The sequence below is a fragment of the Rhizobium sp. A22-96 genome, from assembly GCF_053521805.1.
Genome location: NZ_JBNWDQ010000006.1, coordinates 70025 through 84614, shown reverse-complemented (window position 1 = coordinate 84614; position 14590 = coordinate 70025). Strand labels below are relative to the sequence as shown.

The window sequence follows — 14590 nt, the reverse complement described above, 5'->3', positions numbered from 1 at the left end:
GAATAAATATGCATAACGAGGATGATGATGGAAATTTCGGAGCTTGAGCGTATTGCTCGCCAGGTCCGTTTGCGCGACCTTCAAGCCGTGTATGAGGCAGGCGCCGGCCATATTGGCGGGGAAATGTCGGTCATCGACCTCCTTGCCGCATTGTATTTTCGCGTCTTGCGCGTCTGGCCGGACAAGCCGAAGAGCCCGGATCGCGATCGCTTTGTCCTGTCGAAGGGACATACCGCCTGTGCGCTCTATGTCATTCTCGCCAAGCGTGGTTTCATTGCGGAGGATGAGATTTCGACCTTCCTGAAGCCCTATTCCCGCCTGAACGGGCATCCGAATTGCAACAAGGTTCCTGGTGTCGAGACTAACACCGGGCCGTTGGGACACGGGCTTCCCGTTGCGGTTGGCATGGCGAAGGCGGCCAAGCTATCGGGCGCGAAATACCACACCTATGTCATCACCGGCGACGGCGAGATGCAGGAAGGCTCCAACTGGGAGGCCATCATGGCGGCGCATCAGTTCAAGCTGGATAATCTGACGCTGATCATCGACCACAACAGATTCCAGCAGGGGGCGTCACTGTCGGATACCAATGATCTTGCCCCGCTGCGCCCGAAGCTCGAGGCCTTCGGCTGGGAGGTCAACGAAATCAACGGCAACGACATGCACGCGATCGTGCCCGCTCTCGAGCATCGAAGCGACCGTCCCCATTGCATCGTGGCGCACACCAACAAGGGCCATGGCATCTCCTTCATGCAGGACCGTGTCGACTGGCATCACAAGGTTCCAAGCAAAGAACAGTATGAAATCGCATTGGCAGAACTGTCGGAGGCAATCCAATGAATGCGCCCGTAATCCCACCGAAGCTTTACGACTGCCGCGATGCCTTCGCCGCGACGCTCGAACGTCTGGCAGCCGAGAATGAAACCATCGTCGCCGTGTGCAACGACTCCGTCGGTTCCTCCAAGCTCAATGGCTTCAAATCAAAATTTCCCGACCGCCTGGTCAATGTCGGCATCGCCGAACAGAACATGGTGGGTGTGGGCGCCGGTCTCGCCAATGGCGGACGCTTGCCCTACGTCTGTGCCGCCGCGCCGTTTCTCACCGGCAGATCCCTAGAGCAAATCAAGGCCGACATTTCCTACTCCAATGCCAACGTCAAGCTCGTCGGAATTTCCTCAGGCCTGGCTTACGGTGAACTCGGCCCAACTCACCATTCGATCGAGGATTTCGCGTGGACGCGCGTGCTGCCGAACCTGCCGGTCATCGCTCCCTGCGACCGGATCGAGACCGCTGCTGCCGTGGAATGGGCCGCAGGCTACGATGGTCCTTGCTTCCTGCGCCTGTCGCGCGTCGGCGTTCCCGATTTGCTGCCGGAAGGGCACAGGTTCGAGATCGGCAAGGCGAACCTGCTTCGCGAAGGCTCCGATGTCACGCTGATTGCCAACGGCACGCTGACCCACCGTATCGTAAAGGCGGCGGAGATCCTGGCCGAACGCGGCATCAGGGCGCGCGTGCTGAACATGGCGACGGTTCGTCCGATCGACGAAGCCGCCATCATCGCCGCCGCCAACGAGACCGGCGCGATCGTCACGGCCGAAGAGCATTCGATCTTCGGCGGCCTTGGCTCGGCCGTGGCCGAAGTGGTGGTCGACAATGCACCTGTGCCGATGAAGCGCCTCGGCGTTCCCGGCATTTTTGCCCCAACCGGTTCCGCCGAATTCCTCCTCGACGAATTCGGCATGGCGCCGACGGCGATCGCCGATGCAGCAGTGGCGCTGCTCAAGCGCAAATGATCTGATAGCAGGTCTTCAAAGCCGGGGCGCGCATCCGCCCCGACCATTCGTTTGAGGAGAAAATGATGCGGGCTATTCTGGCGATCGACCAGGGCACGACCAATTCCAAGGCAGTGCTGGTTTCCGAGAGGGGAGAAGTCCTGGCGCGAGGCTCGGCCGCCGTCGGCATTTCCTATCCGCAGCCGGGATGGGTCGAGCAGGATCCGCGCCGCATCTATGCCTCTGTCTGCGAGGCAATCGAGGCCTGCCTGAAAGGCGCCCCCGCCGTTACCATTGAGGCCGTGGCGGTGTCCAACCAGCGTGAATCGGTGACGGTGTGGGATGCTGAGACCGGCGAAGCGCTCGGTCCTGTCTTGAGCTGGCAGTGCCGCCGCACCGCGCCGGACTGCGAGCGCCTGATCACGGAAGGCCGCCTCGACCGGGTGGAGGCGCTGACCGGGCTGCCGCTCGACCCGATGTTTCCGGGGGCGAAATTCCGCTGGCTGCTTGATCGTGTGCCGGCCGGGCGCCGTGTGCGTCTCGGCACGATCGATGCCTGGCTCATTCATTGCATGACCGGTGGTCGCCGCCATGTCTGCGATGCCTCCAATGCGGCTCGCAGCCAGTTGTTCGACCTCAAGCGCCAGGCCTGGAGCGAGGAACTCGGGAAAATCTTCGAAGTCGATATCGGCCTGCTCCCCGAGGTGCTCGACAGCTCAGCCGATTTCGGCGTGACGCGGGGGCTCCCGGGCATTGCCGACGGTACGCCGATCCGTTCCGCAATAGGCGACAGCCATGCGGCGCTCTTCGGTCACGGAGCCTTCAAGCCGGGCGACGCCAAGGTAACTTTCGGGACCGGCTCTTCCGTCATGACGACGCTTCCGCGCTTCATCGCACCGCAGAACGGCATTACCACGACGGTCGCTTGGCGGATTGCCGGCGTGCCGACCTTCGCCTTCGAAGGCAATATTCTCGTCTCGGCCGCGAGCCTTCCCTGGATGGCGGAGATTCTGGGGCTTGCGGATGTGGCTGCTCTCGTCGATCTCGCTGAAACAGCCGAACCGGGAGGGCCGGGGTTCGTGCCGGCCTTCGTCGGCCTCGGCGCTCCCTACTGGAGTTCCGATGCCCGCGCACTTTTCTCCCAGATCAACTTTGCCACGACCCGCGCCCAGATGGCTCGATCGGTCACGGATTCGATCGCCTGCCAGGTCCACGACGTGATCGCCGCCATGCGGGCTCAGAGCGGCGGCAAACTCGGTGCGCTTTATGTCGACGGCGGACCGAGCCAGAATCGCTTCCTGATGCAATGCGTATCGAACCTGATCGAGCATGCCGTCGTTCAGTGTGAAGCGCCGGAGGCATCCGCTCTCGGAGCAGCCTATCTCGCCGGACTTTCGCTCGGCATGTGGACGGATCTGGAGGTAATCGCGGCGTTACCACGCAGCACGCAAGTAATCCGCCCTGAAGGCATCGATCGGACTGGCCTTTTGAATACGTGGAATGATGCACTCGCCCGCTCGACGTTCCCTCACACACCGGTTAAATGTGAATAAAAATTCACGCTGGAACCGATATGGCCCGTTTGCACGAACTTCGCCTGATTTCGAGAGTTGCTCAGATGTATCACATCGAGAAGCGGCGACAGGCAGAGATCGCCGAGCACCTCCGTCTGTCGCAGGCAACCGTGTCACGAATGCTGAAACGGGCTGAAGCCGAAGATATCGTGCGCACCAGCGTGATCCCGCCAGCCGGAACCTATACCGAACTCGAAAGCGCGCTTCGGGAAAGATACGGCCTGCCAGAAGCCGTTGTCGTCGAGTGCACGGAAGACCGAGATGCCGCCATCATGGCCCGGATCGGCGAGGCCGCTGCCCATCTGCTCGAGGTGACGCTTGCCCCTGGCGAGATCATCGGCGTGTCGAGCTGGAGCCAGACGATCTTCAATATGGTCGAAAACATCCATCCGCAGAAAAGCGCTCAGGTCAAATATGTGGTTCAAACGCTGGGCGGGATGGGCGATCCGTCCGTTCAGACGCATGCCACTCAGCTTACCACCCGCCTTGCTCGTTTGACCGGAGCTGAGCCGAAGCTCCTGCCTGTGCAGGGCGTTACAAGTTCGCGTGAAGCCAAGCTCCTGATGCAGGCCGATCCCTTTGTTCGCGAAACCATGGACCTCTTCGGCAGCATTTCGCTTGCCATCGTCGGTATTGGCGGTGTTGAGCCGTCCGAACTGCTGACACGGTCCGGCAATATCTTCTCATCGCGCGAACTTGCCGATCTCGCAGAAGCCGGGGCTGTCGGCGACATTTCGCTACGGTTCTTCAACAAGGATGGCGGGCTGGTGAAAACCCCACTCGACGATCGCGTCATCGGTCTTCCGATCGAAGATCTGAAACGGATCGACCGGGTTATTGCATTGGCAGGCGGGGCGAAAAAAACTGCGGCGATCGCGGGAGCGCTTCGTATCGGCGTCATAGACATGCTGGTGACGGACAAGTTCACGGCGGAACGATTAATCGATTTACGCGATTCGTGAGCGGGCGATTTCGGCGCTCCCGACAGCCGCGAAGATAGCTCGGATACGCTGTCCGCTGATACTCACCGCATTAGCTCAGCCACCAGATATCACCATCGGCAAGGATCTAAATTTCCAAGCGGCGGTGGCGACGTCACAATACGGTCTCGAACAGAGGGATTAATGCCGCTCCAATTGCACCCGGAGCGTCAATCACTTCAGCCGCAGCGAGCCTGGGGACGTCGCGCAATGCGCCATGTCGCGGTAGATTGTTAATCTCGGTTCGCTTGATGAGCATTCCTGCGAGCGCGTGAGGAAGTTCGCCGCCAAGGACGATCAAGGCCGGGTCAAACACTGCGCAGATCGCATTGATGGCGCGATTGTGGGCCGGCGTGACGCGGTCGATCCACTCGGTAATAGCATCCGAGTTCAACGCAGCTTCACTTTTGAGATCCTTCAGCGTCAGGTCTGAGCGGCCTTTGGAGCGCAGATGCTGAAGCAAATTACCAAGCGCGGGGCGGTTCTCGTAGTCCTGTCGATCGAAGAGCACGGAAAATTCACCCGCATTCCCGAAACTGCCGCGAAATGGCATTCCGCCGGAAACGAGTCCGCCGCCGTAACCATGGAGATGGGCGATATAGGCGAAGTCTGCGCTCTCGCGGCCCACACCGAAGATTGCTTCGGCCAAGGCCGCCGTGCGGGCGACATTGTCTGCCCAAACGGGTAAGCCCAGTTGCTTTCCCAGCAGAGGTGCCAGGTCGATCAATGACCAGTGGGCGAGTGGTAGTGGGCAATTGAATGCGGTTTCCAGCATGCGGTGTCCGCTGACAGCAAGGCCGATGCCCAGTATGTCGTGCCGTTTTGCACCCCTGAGGGTAAGAAGATCCTCAACCGCGGTTTCGATCCGATCCATCTCAACGGAGAGGGAGGATCCTTCCTGTGGAATTTCCATCTTCTCCAGCGGCTCCCCGAACCCCATCAGGCATAGGCCGATCGACCCCACATTTATCGAGATGCCGAGTGTCAGGCACCAGTCTTTGCAAAGACTGAGCCCTGGGCTGGGTGGGCCGGGTCGACGCGTTTCCGACGACGTGAACGTTATCATTCCTCGATCACGAAGCTGCGCGACGATCCTATGCAGGGATTGTTGGGTAAGGTCGAGCGGCTCGGTCAGGTCGGAGCGCTCGATCCCGGGAGACTTCCAGATCAAACGCAACAGGTCGCGCTCATTGCGGGACGCAACCCGTTTGGGTTGCGACTCTCGCAGGAAATGGGCCGCAACATGCTCTAACGGATCATACTTCATTTACAGATCTTTTTGATTTACACTGTAAGTGTGAATTGCGCTGGCAGGTGCTTCGATTCGATCAAAGTGCGCAGCTCAATTCCCAATTACTGATCCTGCATACATGAACAAGATTGGCCAATCCAGCCGCGGCAAGGGCCTTTCGCGAATGACGGGAATGGAAGGCGTTACCAGCGTAGCGACAACTTTGAACGAGGCGGAATAGATAAAAGGGAAAGAACCGAACTGCATGATCCTATTGAGATTCGAGAACTCTGCACATGCTCCCGAGCACACGGTTGGCGGCTTTGTGCCAACCCATGAGGGCATTGATTTCGAATCCATGGTTCAAACCTTTTCTACCAACTATGGTGCGTTTGGCGCCAAACCGTTGGGGAGAGAACGGGGCTTCGGCTGGGCGGTGGAACTGCGCAGAAGCGGCGCTTTTACCGCGGTTCATTCCACCTATCAAAGCCCCTGGGAAGTTCGCACGCTCGATGAAACCCCGCAGCACCTTGCGTTCTACATTCCTCGCACCGGATCGCTTCAGTTCACTGTTGGTAAAAGAGCCGTTGAAGGTCGGGCAGGCCATCTTCTGATGGGCAACAATCATGAGATAGGCAATCGCTGTCTCCAAGGCGGTCCGCACCGCTCGGATGCTCTCTTGCTGGACTGGAAGATCATAAGGCGGATGCTTGTGTCGCTGTTGGAAGCTCCTGTCTTCGAGACGCTTGATCTTGAGCCCATTGTGGACCTTGCAACGCCTTCGGGCCAATTGATCGGTAACCTGGTCATGACGATCGTGCAGGGCATGCGTAACAACGGCCCGCTCATGTCTTCACCTCTTGCAGTCGCGGCGATGAGCGAAACGCTCGCCGATCTTGTGCTCCGGTGTGCTCCCCATCGCCTGTCGGGGCATTTGGAAAGAAAGAAGGTGTCGACGGTCGCGCCCTGGCATGTCCGGCGCGCCATCGATTACATGTACGCCAGAATTACTGAGCCCTTCACCATATCGATGGTGGCGGACGATGTCGGAGTTTCGCTGCGCGCCCTGCAAATGGGCTTCAAGGACTTCAAGGGGACGTCGCCAGGCGCCTATCTGCGCGCGATAAGGTTGAAGGCCGCCCACGACCAGCTTCGCGACCCCCTAAATCTGCAATCCGTGCGCGAGATTTGCACGAGATGGGGCTTCTTTCATCCAGGCAGGTTTGCTGTCGTCTATCGCAATGCTTTCGGAGAAAGCCCGAGCGATACACGCTCACGAGCAGCAGCCTCGCTGTAGGAACCGCGAACCCAACTACCATGATTCAACCGTCGCTGTAGAAAACATGCCACCAGGATCTCATGCCAGACGATAGCGTTCTTTCAAACTCGTTTCGCTACAGTGGCGCTTCGTTCGACAACATGATTGAAACGCTCGGCGGGGCCTTCGGCGCCTTTAGTGCCGAGCCGATGGGGCAGGCATCGGATTTTCGCTGGGGGATCGACATTGCCCTGCATGACAACGCGGTCTTGCTCAGCGGTTATCATCAGGATGAGTTCCAGTTCAAGATCGAGCCAACGCGTGACACTGCGGAGTATTTGTCCATCGTCATTCCGCGAAACGGCGGCATGGGAGTGGCCTACGGCGCGCGCATGGCGGAGGCGGGAGAGGGAAAGCTGCTGCTCTATAATAACTTCGAGCCAGACAGCGTCACCATGTACGGTCAGTCAAATTTGATAGATGAATTGCTGCTTGGCTGGTCTGTCATTTTACAGACCATTGATCAGACCTTTGAACAATCCCTTAGCGGCTCCCTGCAGCTGCTGCCCGAATTGAGCCTGACAACAGCGGTTGGCCAGACCATCGGCAACCTGGCGGCAACGATGATGAACGGCATGCGCGACAACGGCCCGTTGTTGCGGTCTCCGATCGCCATGTCTCATATTACGCAGGCACTCGCCGAGCTTGTCATACGTCTGGTTCCTCACCGGCTATCGCACTTGCTGGACCAAAAGCCGAGCTTGATAGCCCCACGGCACGTCCGTCGGGCGATCGAGTTCATGCAGGCCAATATCAGCCAACCCATCGGCATGACCGAGGTAGCGGCAGCGGCCGGAGTATCCATTCGGGCGCTTCAACTCGGCTTTCGCACCTTCAAGGACACGACGCCGCTTGCCTATCTCATGAAGCTTCGCCTGCGAGAGGCGCGACAAGACCTACTTGATCCCGAAAATAGCCAGGCCGTGAGCGAGGTCTGCCTGAAATGGGGATTTTTCCATTTCGGGCGATTTTCTGCCGTCTACAGGGCGACGTATGGAGAAAACCCTTCGGAAACGAAAAAGCGCGCCAGCAGACCTTGACCGTCAAGGCCCAGGGCAAGTGATTGCCGGTCGCGCCTCCACCCTTATGGAGTTCCAGTGACAGGTGAGCGATATCGGGTCGCCCGCCTCAGTGTTGGGTCAAGACCTCATAGAGGCGCTTTTGTGCTTCCTGAGGCGTGGTGGTTCCATTGTTGAAGAAGTCGCCGACGACGCCGATCCAGCCTTCTGACATCTGCGAGGGCATCGCCTGAGATTGAGCGCTAACCTCCCGGTTCTTCGCCTTGATCATCTCGAGACCCATTTTGCCGCAACGATCCAATCCCGCCGGATCAACATCGGTGCGAACAGGAAGCGAGCCCTTGAAGCGACTGAAGGCGACCTGGTTGTCTCGGTCAAGAACCATGCGCGCAAAGGCACGCTGCGCATCGGCTGCTCCCTCACGATTGGTGAGCGGAAAGGCAAAGGCGTCGATGACCATGAAGTAGGCTATGGCGGTTCCGGGAGCCAGGCTGCAATCGAAATCCCTATCGACCTCATAACCTCTCGCAACAAACTCGCCCTTGGCCCAATCACCCATGAACTGCATGCCCGCGTCGCCCCTGCCGACCGCGGCTGTCGCATCGGCCCAGGTCTTGTTCTTTCTTGTCTCGAGCGGTTCGACATATTGCGATAGCCTCGAGAGCATCTTCAAGGAGGCGATCATTCGTGGATCCTGCACCAGACTGGCATCACCGCCCATGAGGCGCGTATACCCATCCGGGCCAAATTCATGATAGATGATATCGTTGAAGATCAACGATATCTCCCAGCGCGTCCCTCCGAGCGCGATCGGCAGATGCCCGGATGCCTTGATCTTCTCGGATGCATCGAAAATCTCATCCCATGTGGTTGGCGTTCGGACCCCGGCATGGTCGAATATTGTCTTACTTGTCCAAAGCCAGTTTTCGGCATGAATGTTCGTCGGCGCGAAGTAGACTTTTCCCTGATAGGAGATGCGGTCGAAAACCGTGGCCGGGATGAAGTCCCGCCAATGATCGGCCATTGCGACATCATTGATGTCCTGCACGATTCCCATCTCCGGCAGTTCCCGTGACCCTTCATTGGCATTCCATTGCATCACACTCGGGGCATAGCCATTGGCGATGCGATCGCTGACGATGCGCTGAACGGCGACCTTGTTCTCAGCGGGCACATCGGCCCATTGATTGCCGCCGGCGAGCCAGGCCTTGCGAAATACATCGAGTGCCGCCGCCTCGCTTTTCGACACCCAGAAGTGAACGACGTCCACCGCCATTTTGTCTGCGGCAACTGCTCGCTCCGAAGGGCTGACCGCGGCCAGAGCTGCGGCCAATGCAACCTGCATCATCTTCTTCATTTGGGGATCTCCACCCGATCGTCATGCCTGGTAATGGCGCGCAGCGCCTCGTCGGAATTGATCAGCCAGCCGTTCGCTTCATTCGCTTTGTCGGCAGCCGTTTGACGCTTCGATCGGCCTGCAGCCGCGCCGTTGCCAATGTCGCGGGTTCGGGCCTGGCGAAGAGATAGCCTTGGCCGATATCGCAGCCGATCTTGAGGAGGAAGACGCGTTGCGCATGGGTTTCAATGCCCTCAGCTATGCACCGTTTGCCCAGATTTCCCGCCAGATCGACCATCGCCCGCACAATCTGCTCGGACCGGATATCGTTGCCGATTTCGGCGACGAAGCTACGATCGATCTTCAACTCGTCGAACGGAAAATCGCGAAGATGCACAAGCGACGCGAAGCCCGTGCCGAAATCGTCGAGGGAGACCGACATGCCGTGTTGTCGGAAACGCGTGATGGTTTCCAGTATTTGATTGGTGCCGCGGTTGAGGAAAACGTCTTCCGGTACCTCCACCGCGAAATCGTGCCATTCGAGTTGATGGGTCCGGGTGGCGTTCTCGATGAGCTCATAGCCTTCCCGTCCGACAAGGAGGACCTCTGGAAGATTGATCGCAATCGGGCCGGGCCGCAAACCGGCTGCCTTCCAGGCTTGAATGTCGGACGCGACGATATCCACGACACAGCACGTCATGCTGCGCACGAGATGCGATCCTTCCATCAGCGGCAGGAAGCGTCCGGGCGGCAGGATGCCGAGCTGGGGATGGTTCCAGCGCACCAAAGCCTCGAATCCAAGATGTTCTCCGGTTCGCAAATCGACTTTCTGCTGGTAATGGACAACGAATTCCTCGCGCGCGGGGGCGAGCGCCAGGGCCGCTGCGAGTTGGTTTTCTTCCAAACGCTGAGCAAGCGAGGCCTCATCGAAAATGACCACCGTCCCGCGTTTGACCTTTGCCGCATAAAGGGCAAGATCCGCCACCCGCATGAGGCTCGGTTCGTCTGTTGCGTGCGCGGGAGCTGCTGCGCCGCCGATGCTAGCGGATACTGGGATCAAACGACCTTCGAAATGACATTCCGAAGCGATCGCTGAGATGGCGCGGCCTGCGGCAATCTCGAGCGCCGAACCATCGCCGACGCCTGGGAGAAGAACGGCAAACTCGTCACCACCCAGCCGTCCGACCACGTCGCCGACGCGAAAGGTCCTTTGAAGGGCATCGGCAACATGCGTAAGCACCGCGTCGCCTGCCGGATGGCCGAAGTTATCGTTTATGGATTTGAAGTTGTCGAGGTCGATGAGCAGGAGCGAGAAGTTTGCCCCGGTTTTTTTCTGACTGGCAAACAACTCGGTCAGTGAATCGTTGAAAGCAGAGCGGTTGTTGAGGTTGGTGAGCGCATCCGTATGGGCAAGCCGGGTGAGTTTATTCTCAAAATCAAGCGTCTTGCGATGCTCGCTGTGGAGTTTTCTCAGAAGCGGCAGGAAAAGGATTGTCGTGGCTAGAATGAGGGTCGCTGCGATAAGGCCCAGTAACACGGCGCTTATGAGACGTGCGTGATCTATGCTGCCGTCGCTTCTGTCATGCGCGCTATCAATCAGCGCCCTGAACTGGCGCATAAGGAGACTGTCGGACGAGGCGGCAAAGTCAATCGGTCCCCAAAAGGAATAGCGTTGTCGGCGGTCTTCTGCCGTTGTCGACATCACGCGCTCGGCACGCTCCAGGAAGTCCTCGAGCCGTTGGGAGAGATCGAGCCGCAAGGTCTCCGACCCTGTGTCATGTTTATTGAGCTTCTCCAGAAGATTGGCGCTTATCTTGCCATTCAGCTCGTTCAGCTTCTTGCTCATGGTTCGAATATCGGCGATCGCGCTTCGAACATCGTCAATCATCGGCGCCACGACATAGTCGGGTGTGTTCGGGTCGATCGAAGCACGCATGACGGCTCGCGTTTCGATGGCAAGTTGTTGAAAGCGGATGAATTGGCGCCCGACAAGATAGCTGACATCCTGCTGCAGCGAATGACGTTCCAGCGCAATCTCGACTGTCTCATAAGTCGCGCTGATCAGTATCGTCATGACGATGATAGCAGCTACATAATATCGCCCGATAGATTGAATATAGTGTTCGATAGAGGGATGAATTGGCTTCCGATGAAGGTATTTATCTCTTATTTTCATAAAATACTCAATTTAAGTGAAATAGGCACTCGTAATATCGATGAGTATCTTTTGTATCTGTTATATTCGGCGGGATTGTCTGAGCTCAATGCGATCTGGATGGGCCGCAGTTGTAGGGGTCTCTATCAGTTTCTCCTGGATGCTGAGTAATTCTTCAAAAATGGCCCGAATTTGATTGCGGGCACTCTCGATTTGCTTTTGCGCAAGATCGAAGTCGATCTCATCATGGTCGGACGCATGGTGGAGATGGCTGGGAGGGAATGGAATAACATTGCTCATTGATGATCCTTTAATCTAGGCACTCAGCTTCAGCGTCACGCAGCTTTGGTTCTCTGATGCTGCGGCGTTCGAACCGCATCCTTTGTCCCGCTCATAGGCGGGATATCACTTCACAGGGAGCATGGGGCGATCGGCCGCTTTGGCGTGACGATCATTTAAACCAGCGAAATTCATTTCACAGGTGGCAAACATCCGAAGGGCCTAGGTCCCTCGCATGGTGCTTTCGGCTTACGGAAGGATCAAATCCCCTGAAGGGGATTGGAACCGTGCGAGCCAATGCCATGCTGTCACAAAGCGGTGCGAATTGCTGAGAATTAGTTAAATATTTCAAACTCTTGAGCGGAGAGGGAAATCGGATGCGCAAATCGGATATTTAGCTGCGCTAATCGGCTTGTCGCTTCAATTTGGTGACTAGAGGGTAAGTCCCGATCAATCGTTTGGCTGTCTCACCAATTATAATGCCTAATTGGAATATGCTGAGCTCTCACTTCGAGCATTACCCGTGAACACAATGACCATCAAAAATACATTTCTTGCGGCCTATCCAGGCGCAATGAGGCTTAGAACCACCCGCGATCAATGCATGCATCTCGTGAGCTAAAAGCTGCTCATAATGCCTTCCTAAAATACTATATTTCAGACAATTTAAACTAATTACGCACGTACAGTCTATATAAGGCATTGCTTATTAATATGTATGTAGTGGACTAAACGATTGAATATATGCAGTGCAATGTAGATGACTAAGTGGATCATTGCTCACTTAGAGCCGAGATACAGCCATTTGATCCGCCAATGTCACCAAGCAAGTAGTATCCTACTCCTGCATAAAGCCTCGTTCTGAGGCACTAAGCACGGCATATATCGTATCCAAAAAACGCATCATGGCCAAATTGCGCATAATTCTTGCCACATGGTCTGGCCTTCCTCGTCCCCGACGCAGGCGTAAACAACTCTTTAACCCAAAGACGGCCTGAGTTGTGCATTAGTATGATAAATGTTGGTGCGGATTTTGAAGCAAAGATATTTCATCTCACGCGATCGTTTAAGGATTCTAATCAGCGCGCTGTTTCGGAACAAAAGCGGCAACGTCGCGATTGTTGTAGCTCTATCAATGGTCCCGATGATACTCGCTGTTGGCGCCAGCCTCGATTATATCCGGGCCTACAATGTCAGACAGCGCATACAAAGTGATCTCGACGCGGCGCTGATTGCGGCAGTAAAGCAGATCGATACAGCCAAGACTGATGCTCTTAAACAGAAAGTTACTGATTGGTTCAGTTCGCAATCCGAGAGCAGTTATACAATCTCAGATATAGCAATTGATACCAGCAACCACAAGATAACGGCGATTGCGAACGGTGTTGTTCCGACAACACTCATGAAAATTGCGAATATCGACAATGTGCCGGTTAGTGTTGCAAGCTCGGTCAAAGGCCCGGCAACATCCTATTTGAACGTCTATATCGTTATCGACAAGTCACCCTCGATGCTGCTAGCTGCAACAACCGTCGGACAGCAAGCCATGTATAGTGGGATCGGATGCCAGTTTGCCTGCCATACCGGAGACGCGCACACCTCGGGAGGTGTGAATTATGCCGATAACTACGCCTATGCACATGCCAAGGGTATAAAGTTGCGGGCAGATGTTGCCGTCGATGCCGTCAACGAAGTGATCGACCTGATAGACGAGGCTGACAGCAATCACGAGCGTATCAAGGTTGGACTTTATAGTCTTGGCGACACCACAACCGAGGTTCTGGCGCCGACACTCGAGACGTCCGATGCGCGGAAGCGCCTCTCGAATGATAGCTATGGGCTGACCAGCGCGACATCCACCGACTACACGTTTTTCGACGTGGCTTTGCCGGCTCTGCAGCAGAAAGTCGGCAGTGGCGGCGATGGCAGTTCCCTCGCCAAGCCGCTCAAGCTGGTCCTGTTGCTTACGGACGGCGTCCAGTCGAAGCGCGAGTGGGTGACCGATGGCGTGACGTGGTCCGGATCTAAAATCAAGACCGCCGGACCATACTGGAACAAGGTCGCTCCCATCAATCCCGACTGGTGTGGCTATGTGAAGAACCAGTCGAACACCATGGCGGTTCTCTATACCGAATATCTGCCCATAACCACCGATTGGGGCTACAACAATACCGTTGGCTCGACGATGGCCAGTGCCAATTGGCGCAGCACCTGGGGCGGCACCATGGATAGCGGTATAGCTGCCAGCATCACACGTCGCGACTATATTCCTTATGCGCTCGCGGACTGCGCCTCGTCCAAGAGCCTGTTCATTTCCGCGTCTTCCTCGAGCGATATTGTGTCCGGCTTGTCCGCACTCTTCACGCAATATCTTGCATCCGTAAAGCTGACGCAATGATGCGCCCCAGATCATTGAGGTTCCTGCGCCATCTGTCTGCCGATCGCAAAGGAGCGGCTGCGGTCGAATTTGCGCTGCTGATATTTCCGCTGTCCCTGATAATCTTTGCCATCATAGAGGTCTCCGTGATGTTCTTCGCGGCATCCAGCCTCGATGCATCGGTGCAGAAGATATCCCGCATGATCCGTACCGGGGAGGCCGTCTCGGCCAATATGACACTCACCGATTTCAAGGCAAAAATCTGTGCGGATATGGCCCTTACCTTCAGCTGTTCGGACAATCTCCTGATCAGGGTCGATGTCATCTCCAACCTGTCTGCGGTCACCAGCGTCACTCCGATCGACAGCACGGGCAATCTCAAGGTCACGGAGGCTTTCGCCACCGGCAAGGCGAGCGATTACATGCTGGTGCAGGCATTTCTGCCGTGGAGCTCTGTCGTCAATTACTTCACCTATTCCAGTGCAAAGCTGGCGGACGGTCGCTACCTCCTGGGTGCGACTGTGCTGTTTCGCAACGAGCCCTCCTGAG

12 protein-coding genes are annotated in these 14590 nt (G+C 56.8%); 8 read left to right on the top strand and 4 right to left on the bottom strand.

Going from position 1 to position 14590, the window contains the following annotated elements:
- Positions 1 to 27 precede the first annotated feature (27 nt).
- From ACQZ6F_RS25130 to ACQZ6F_RS25115, 4 genes are all read left to right on the top strand, one after another.
- On the top strand, positions 28 to 840 hold the full coding sequence (locus tag ACQZ6F_RS25130; protein ID WP_449094475.1) for a transketolase: 813 nt from the start codon (positions 28 to 30) through the stop codon (positions 838 to 840).
- Positions 837 to 1793 carry a transketolase family protein gene (locus ACQZ6F_RS25125; RefSeq protein WP_449094474.1) on the top strand — a complete coding sequence of 319 codons (957 nt, stop codon included), beginning with the start codon at positions 837 to 839 and terminating at the stop codon, positions 1791 to 1793. The genes ACQZ6F_RS25130 and ACQZ6F_RS25125 overlap by 4 nt, the downstream gene beginning before the upstream one ends.
- Before the next feature lie 65 nt (positions 1794 to 1858).
- A complete protein-coding gene (locus ACQZ6F_RS25120; protein ID WP_449094473.1) occupies positions 1859 to 3325 on the top strand; it encodes an FGGY family carbohydrate kinase in 1467 nt (488 codons plus the stop codon).
- Between the two features lie 20 nt (positions 3326 to 3345).
- Complete coding sequence (locus ACQZ6F_RS25115) at positions 3346 to 4308, top strand: sugar-binding transcriptional regulator (protein WP_077467315.1); 963 nt, start codon at positions 3346 to 3348, stop codon at positions 4306 to 4308.
- Between the two features lie 133 nt (positions 4309 to 4441).
- Here ACQZ6F_RS25115 and ACQZ6F_RS25110 read toward each other — a convergent pair whose 3' ends face one another.
- On the bottom strand, positions 4442 to 5593 hold the full coding sequence (locus ACQZ6F_RS25110; RefSeq protein ID WP_449094472.1) for an ROK family transcriptional regulator: 1152 nt from the start codon (positions 5591 to 5593) through the stop codon (positions 4442 to 4444).
- 238 nt (positions 5594 to 5831) lie between these two features.
- Between ACQZ6F_RS25110 and ACQZ6F_RS25105 the strand changes: the two genes are divergently transcribed.
- Together ACQZ6F_RS25105 and ACQZ6F_RS25100 are read left to right on the top strand one after the other, a co-directional pair.
- On the top strand, positions 5832 to 6854 hold the full coding sequence (locus tag ACQZ6F_RS25105) for an AraC family transcriptional regulator (RefSeq protein ID WP_449094471.1): 1023 nt from the start codon (positions 5832 to 5834) through the stop codon (positions 6852 to 6854).
- A gap of 62 nt (positions 6855 to 6916) precedes the next feature.
- Positions 6917 to 7915, top strand: coding sequence for a helix-turn-helix transcriptional regulator (locus tag ACQZ6F_RS25100; protein WP_449094470.1), 999 nt, complete (start codon positions 6917 to 6919; stop codon positions 7913 to 7915).
- Positions 7916 to 8003: 88 nt separating this feature from the next.
- On the opposite strand, the gene ACQZ6F_RS25095 is transcribed toward ACQZ6F_RS25100, so the two are convergent.
- The 3 genes from ACQZ6F_RS25095 to ACQZ6F_RS25085 all read right to left on the bottom strand — a co-directional run bounded on the left by ACQZ6F_RS25095 (position 8004) and on the right by ACQZ6F_RS25085 (position 11685).
- Positions 8004 to 9242 carry an ABC transporter substrate-binding protein gene (locus tag ACQZ6F_RS25095; protein ID WP_449094795.1) on the bottom strand — a complete coding sequence of 413 codons (1239 nt, stop codon included), beginning with the start codon at positions 9240 to 9242 and terminating at the stop codon, positions 8004 to 8006.
- A 70-nt stretch (positions 9243 to 9312) separates the two neighbouring features.
- Positions 9313 to 11406, bottom strand: a complete 2094-nt coding sequence (locus ACQZ6F_RS25090) for a putative bifunctional diguanylate cyclase/phosphodiesterase (RefSeq protein ID WP_449094469.1) — start codon at positions 11404 to 11406, stop codon at positions 9313 to 9315.
- 60 nt (positions 11407 to 11466) lie between these two features.
- The gene (locus ACQZ6F_RS25085) at positions 11467 to 11685 is read right to left on the bottom strand and encodes a hypothetical protein (RefSeq protein WP_449094468.1); all 219 of its coding nucleotides are present in this window, start codon (positions 11683 to 11685) and stop codon (positions 11467 to 11469) included.
- A 997-nt stretch (positions 11686 to 12682) separates the two neighbouring features.
- On the opposite strand from ACQZ6F_RS25085, the gene ACQZ6F_RS25080 reads away from it, so the two are divergent.
- Together ACQZ6F_RS25080 and ACQZ6F_RS25075 are read left to right on the top strand one after the other, a co-directional pair.
- Positions 12683 to 14062 carry a TadE/TadG family type IV pilus assembly protein gene (locus tag ACQZ6F_RS25080; RefSeq protein WP_449094467.1) on the top strand — a complete coding sequence of 460 codons (1380 nt, stop codon included), beginning with the start codon at positions 12683 to 12685 and terminating at the stop codon, positions 14060 to 14062.
- Positions 14059 to 14589: a TadE/TadG family type IV pilus assembly protein gene (locus ACQZ6F_RS25075; protein WP_449094466.1), complete on the top strand. Its 531-nt coding sequence runs from the start codon at positions 14059 to 14061 to the stop codon at positions 14587 to 14589. The genes ACQZ6F_RS25080 and ACQZ6F_RS25075 overlap by 4 nt, the downstream gene beginning before the upstream one ends.
- The last annotated feature ends 1 nt before the right edge of the window (position 14590 follow it).

Bases quoted from the DNA above. Each gene is read 5' to 3' on its own strand.
- ACQZ6F_RS25090 (WP_449094469.1), bottom strand. From the start codon at position 11,406: ATGAAAATAAGAGATAAATACCTTCATCGGAAGCCAATTCATCCCTCT.
- ACQZ6F_RS25130 (WP_449094475.1), top strand. From the start codon at position 28: ATGGAAATTTCGGAGCTTGAGCGTATTGCTCGCCAGGTCCGTTTGCGC.
- ACQZ6F_RS25095 (WP_449094795.1), bottom strand. From the start codon at position 9,242: ATGATGCAGGTTGCATTGGCCGCAGCTCTGGCCGCGGTCAGCCCTTCG.
- ACQZ6F_RS25120 (WP_449094473.1), top strand. From the start codon at position 1,859: ATGCGGGCTATTCTGGCGATCGACCAGGGCACGACCAATTCCAAGGCA.
- ACQZ6F_RS25125 (WP_449094474.1), top strand. From the start codon at position 837: ATGAATGCGCCCGTAATCCCACCGAAGCTTTACGACTGCCGCGATGCC.
- ACQZ6F_RS25100 (WP_449094470.1), top strand. From the start codon at position 6,917: ATGCCAGACGATAGCGTTCTTTCAAACTCGTTTCGCTACAGTGGCGCT.
- ACQZ6F_RS25075 (WP_449094466.1), top strand. From the start codon at position 14,059: ATGATGCGCCCCAGATCATTGAGGTTCCTGCGCCATCTGTCTGCCGAT.
- ACQZ6F_RS25110 (WP_449094472.1), bottom strand. From the start codon at position 5,593: ATGAAGTATGATCCGTTAGAGCATGTTGCGGCCCATTTCCTGCGAGAG.
- ACQZ6F_RS25115 (WP_077467315.1), top strand. From the start codon at position 3,346: ATGGCCCGTTTGCACGAACTTCGCCTGATTTCGAGAGTTGCTCAGATG.
- ACQZ6F_RS25085 (WP_449094468.1), bottom strand. From the start codon at position 11,685: ATGAGCAATGTTATTCCATTCCCTCCCAGCCATCTCCACCATGCGTCC.
- ACQZ6F_RS25080 (WP_449094467.1), top strand. From the start codon at position 12,683: ATGTTGGTGCGGATTTTGAAGCAAAGATATTTCATCTCACGCGATCGT.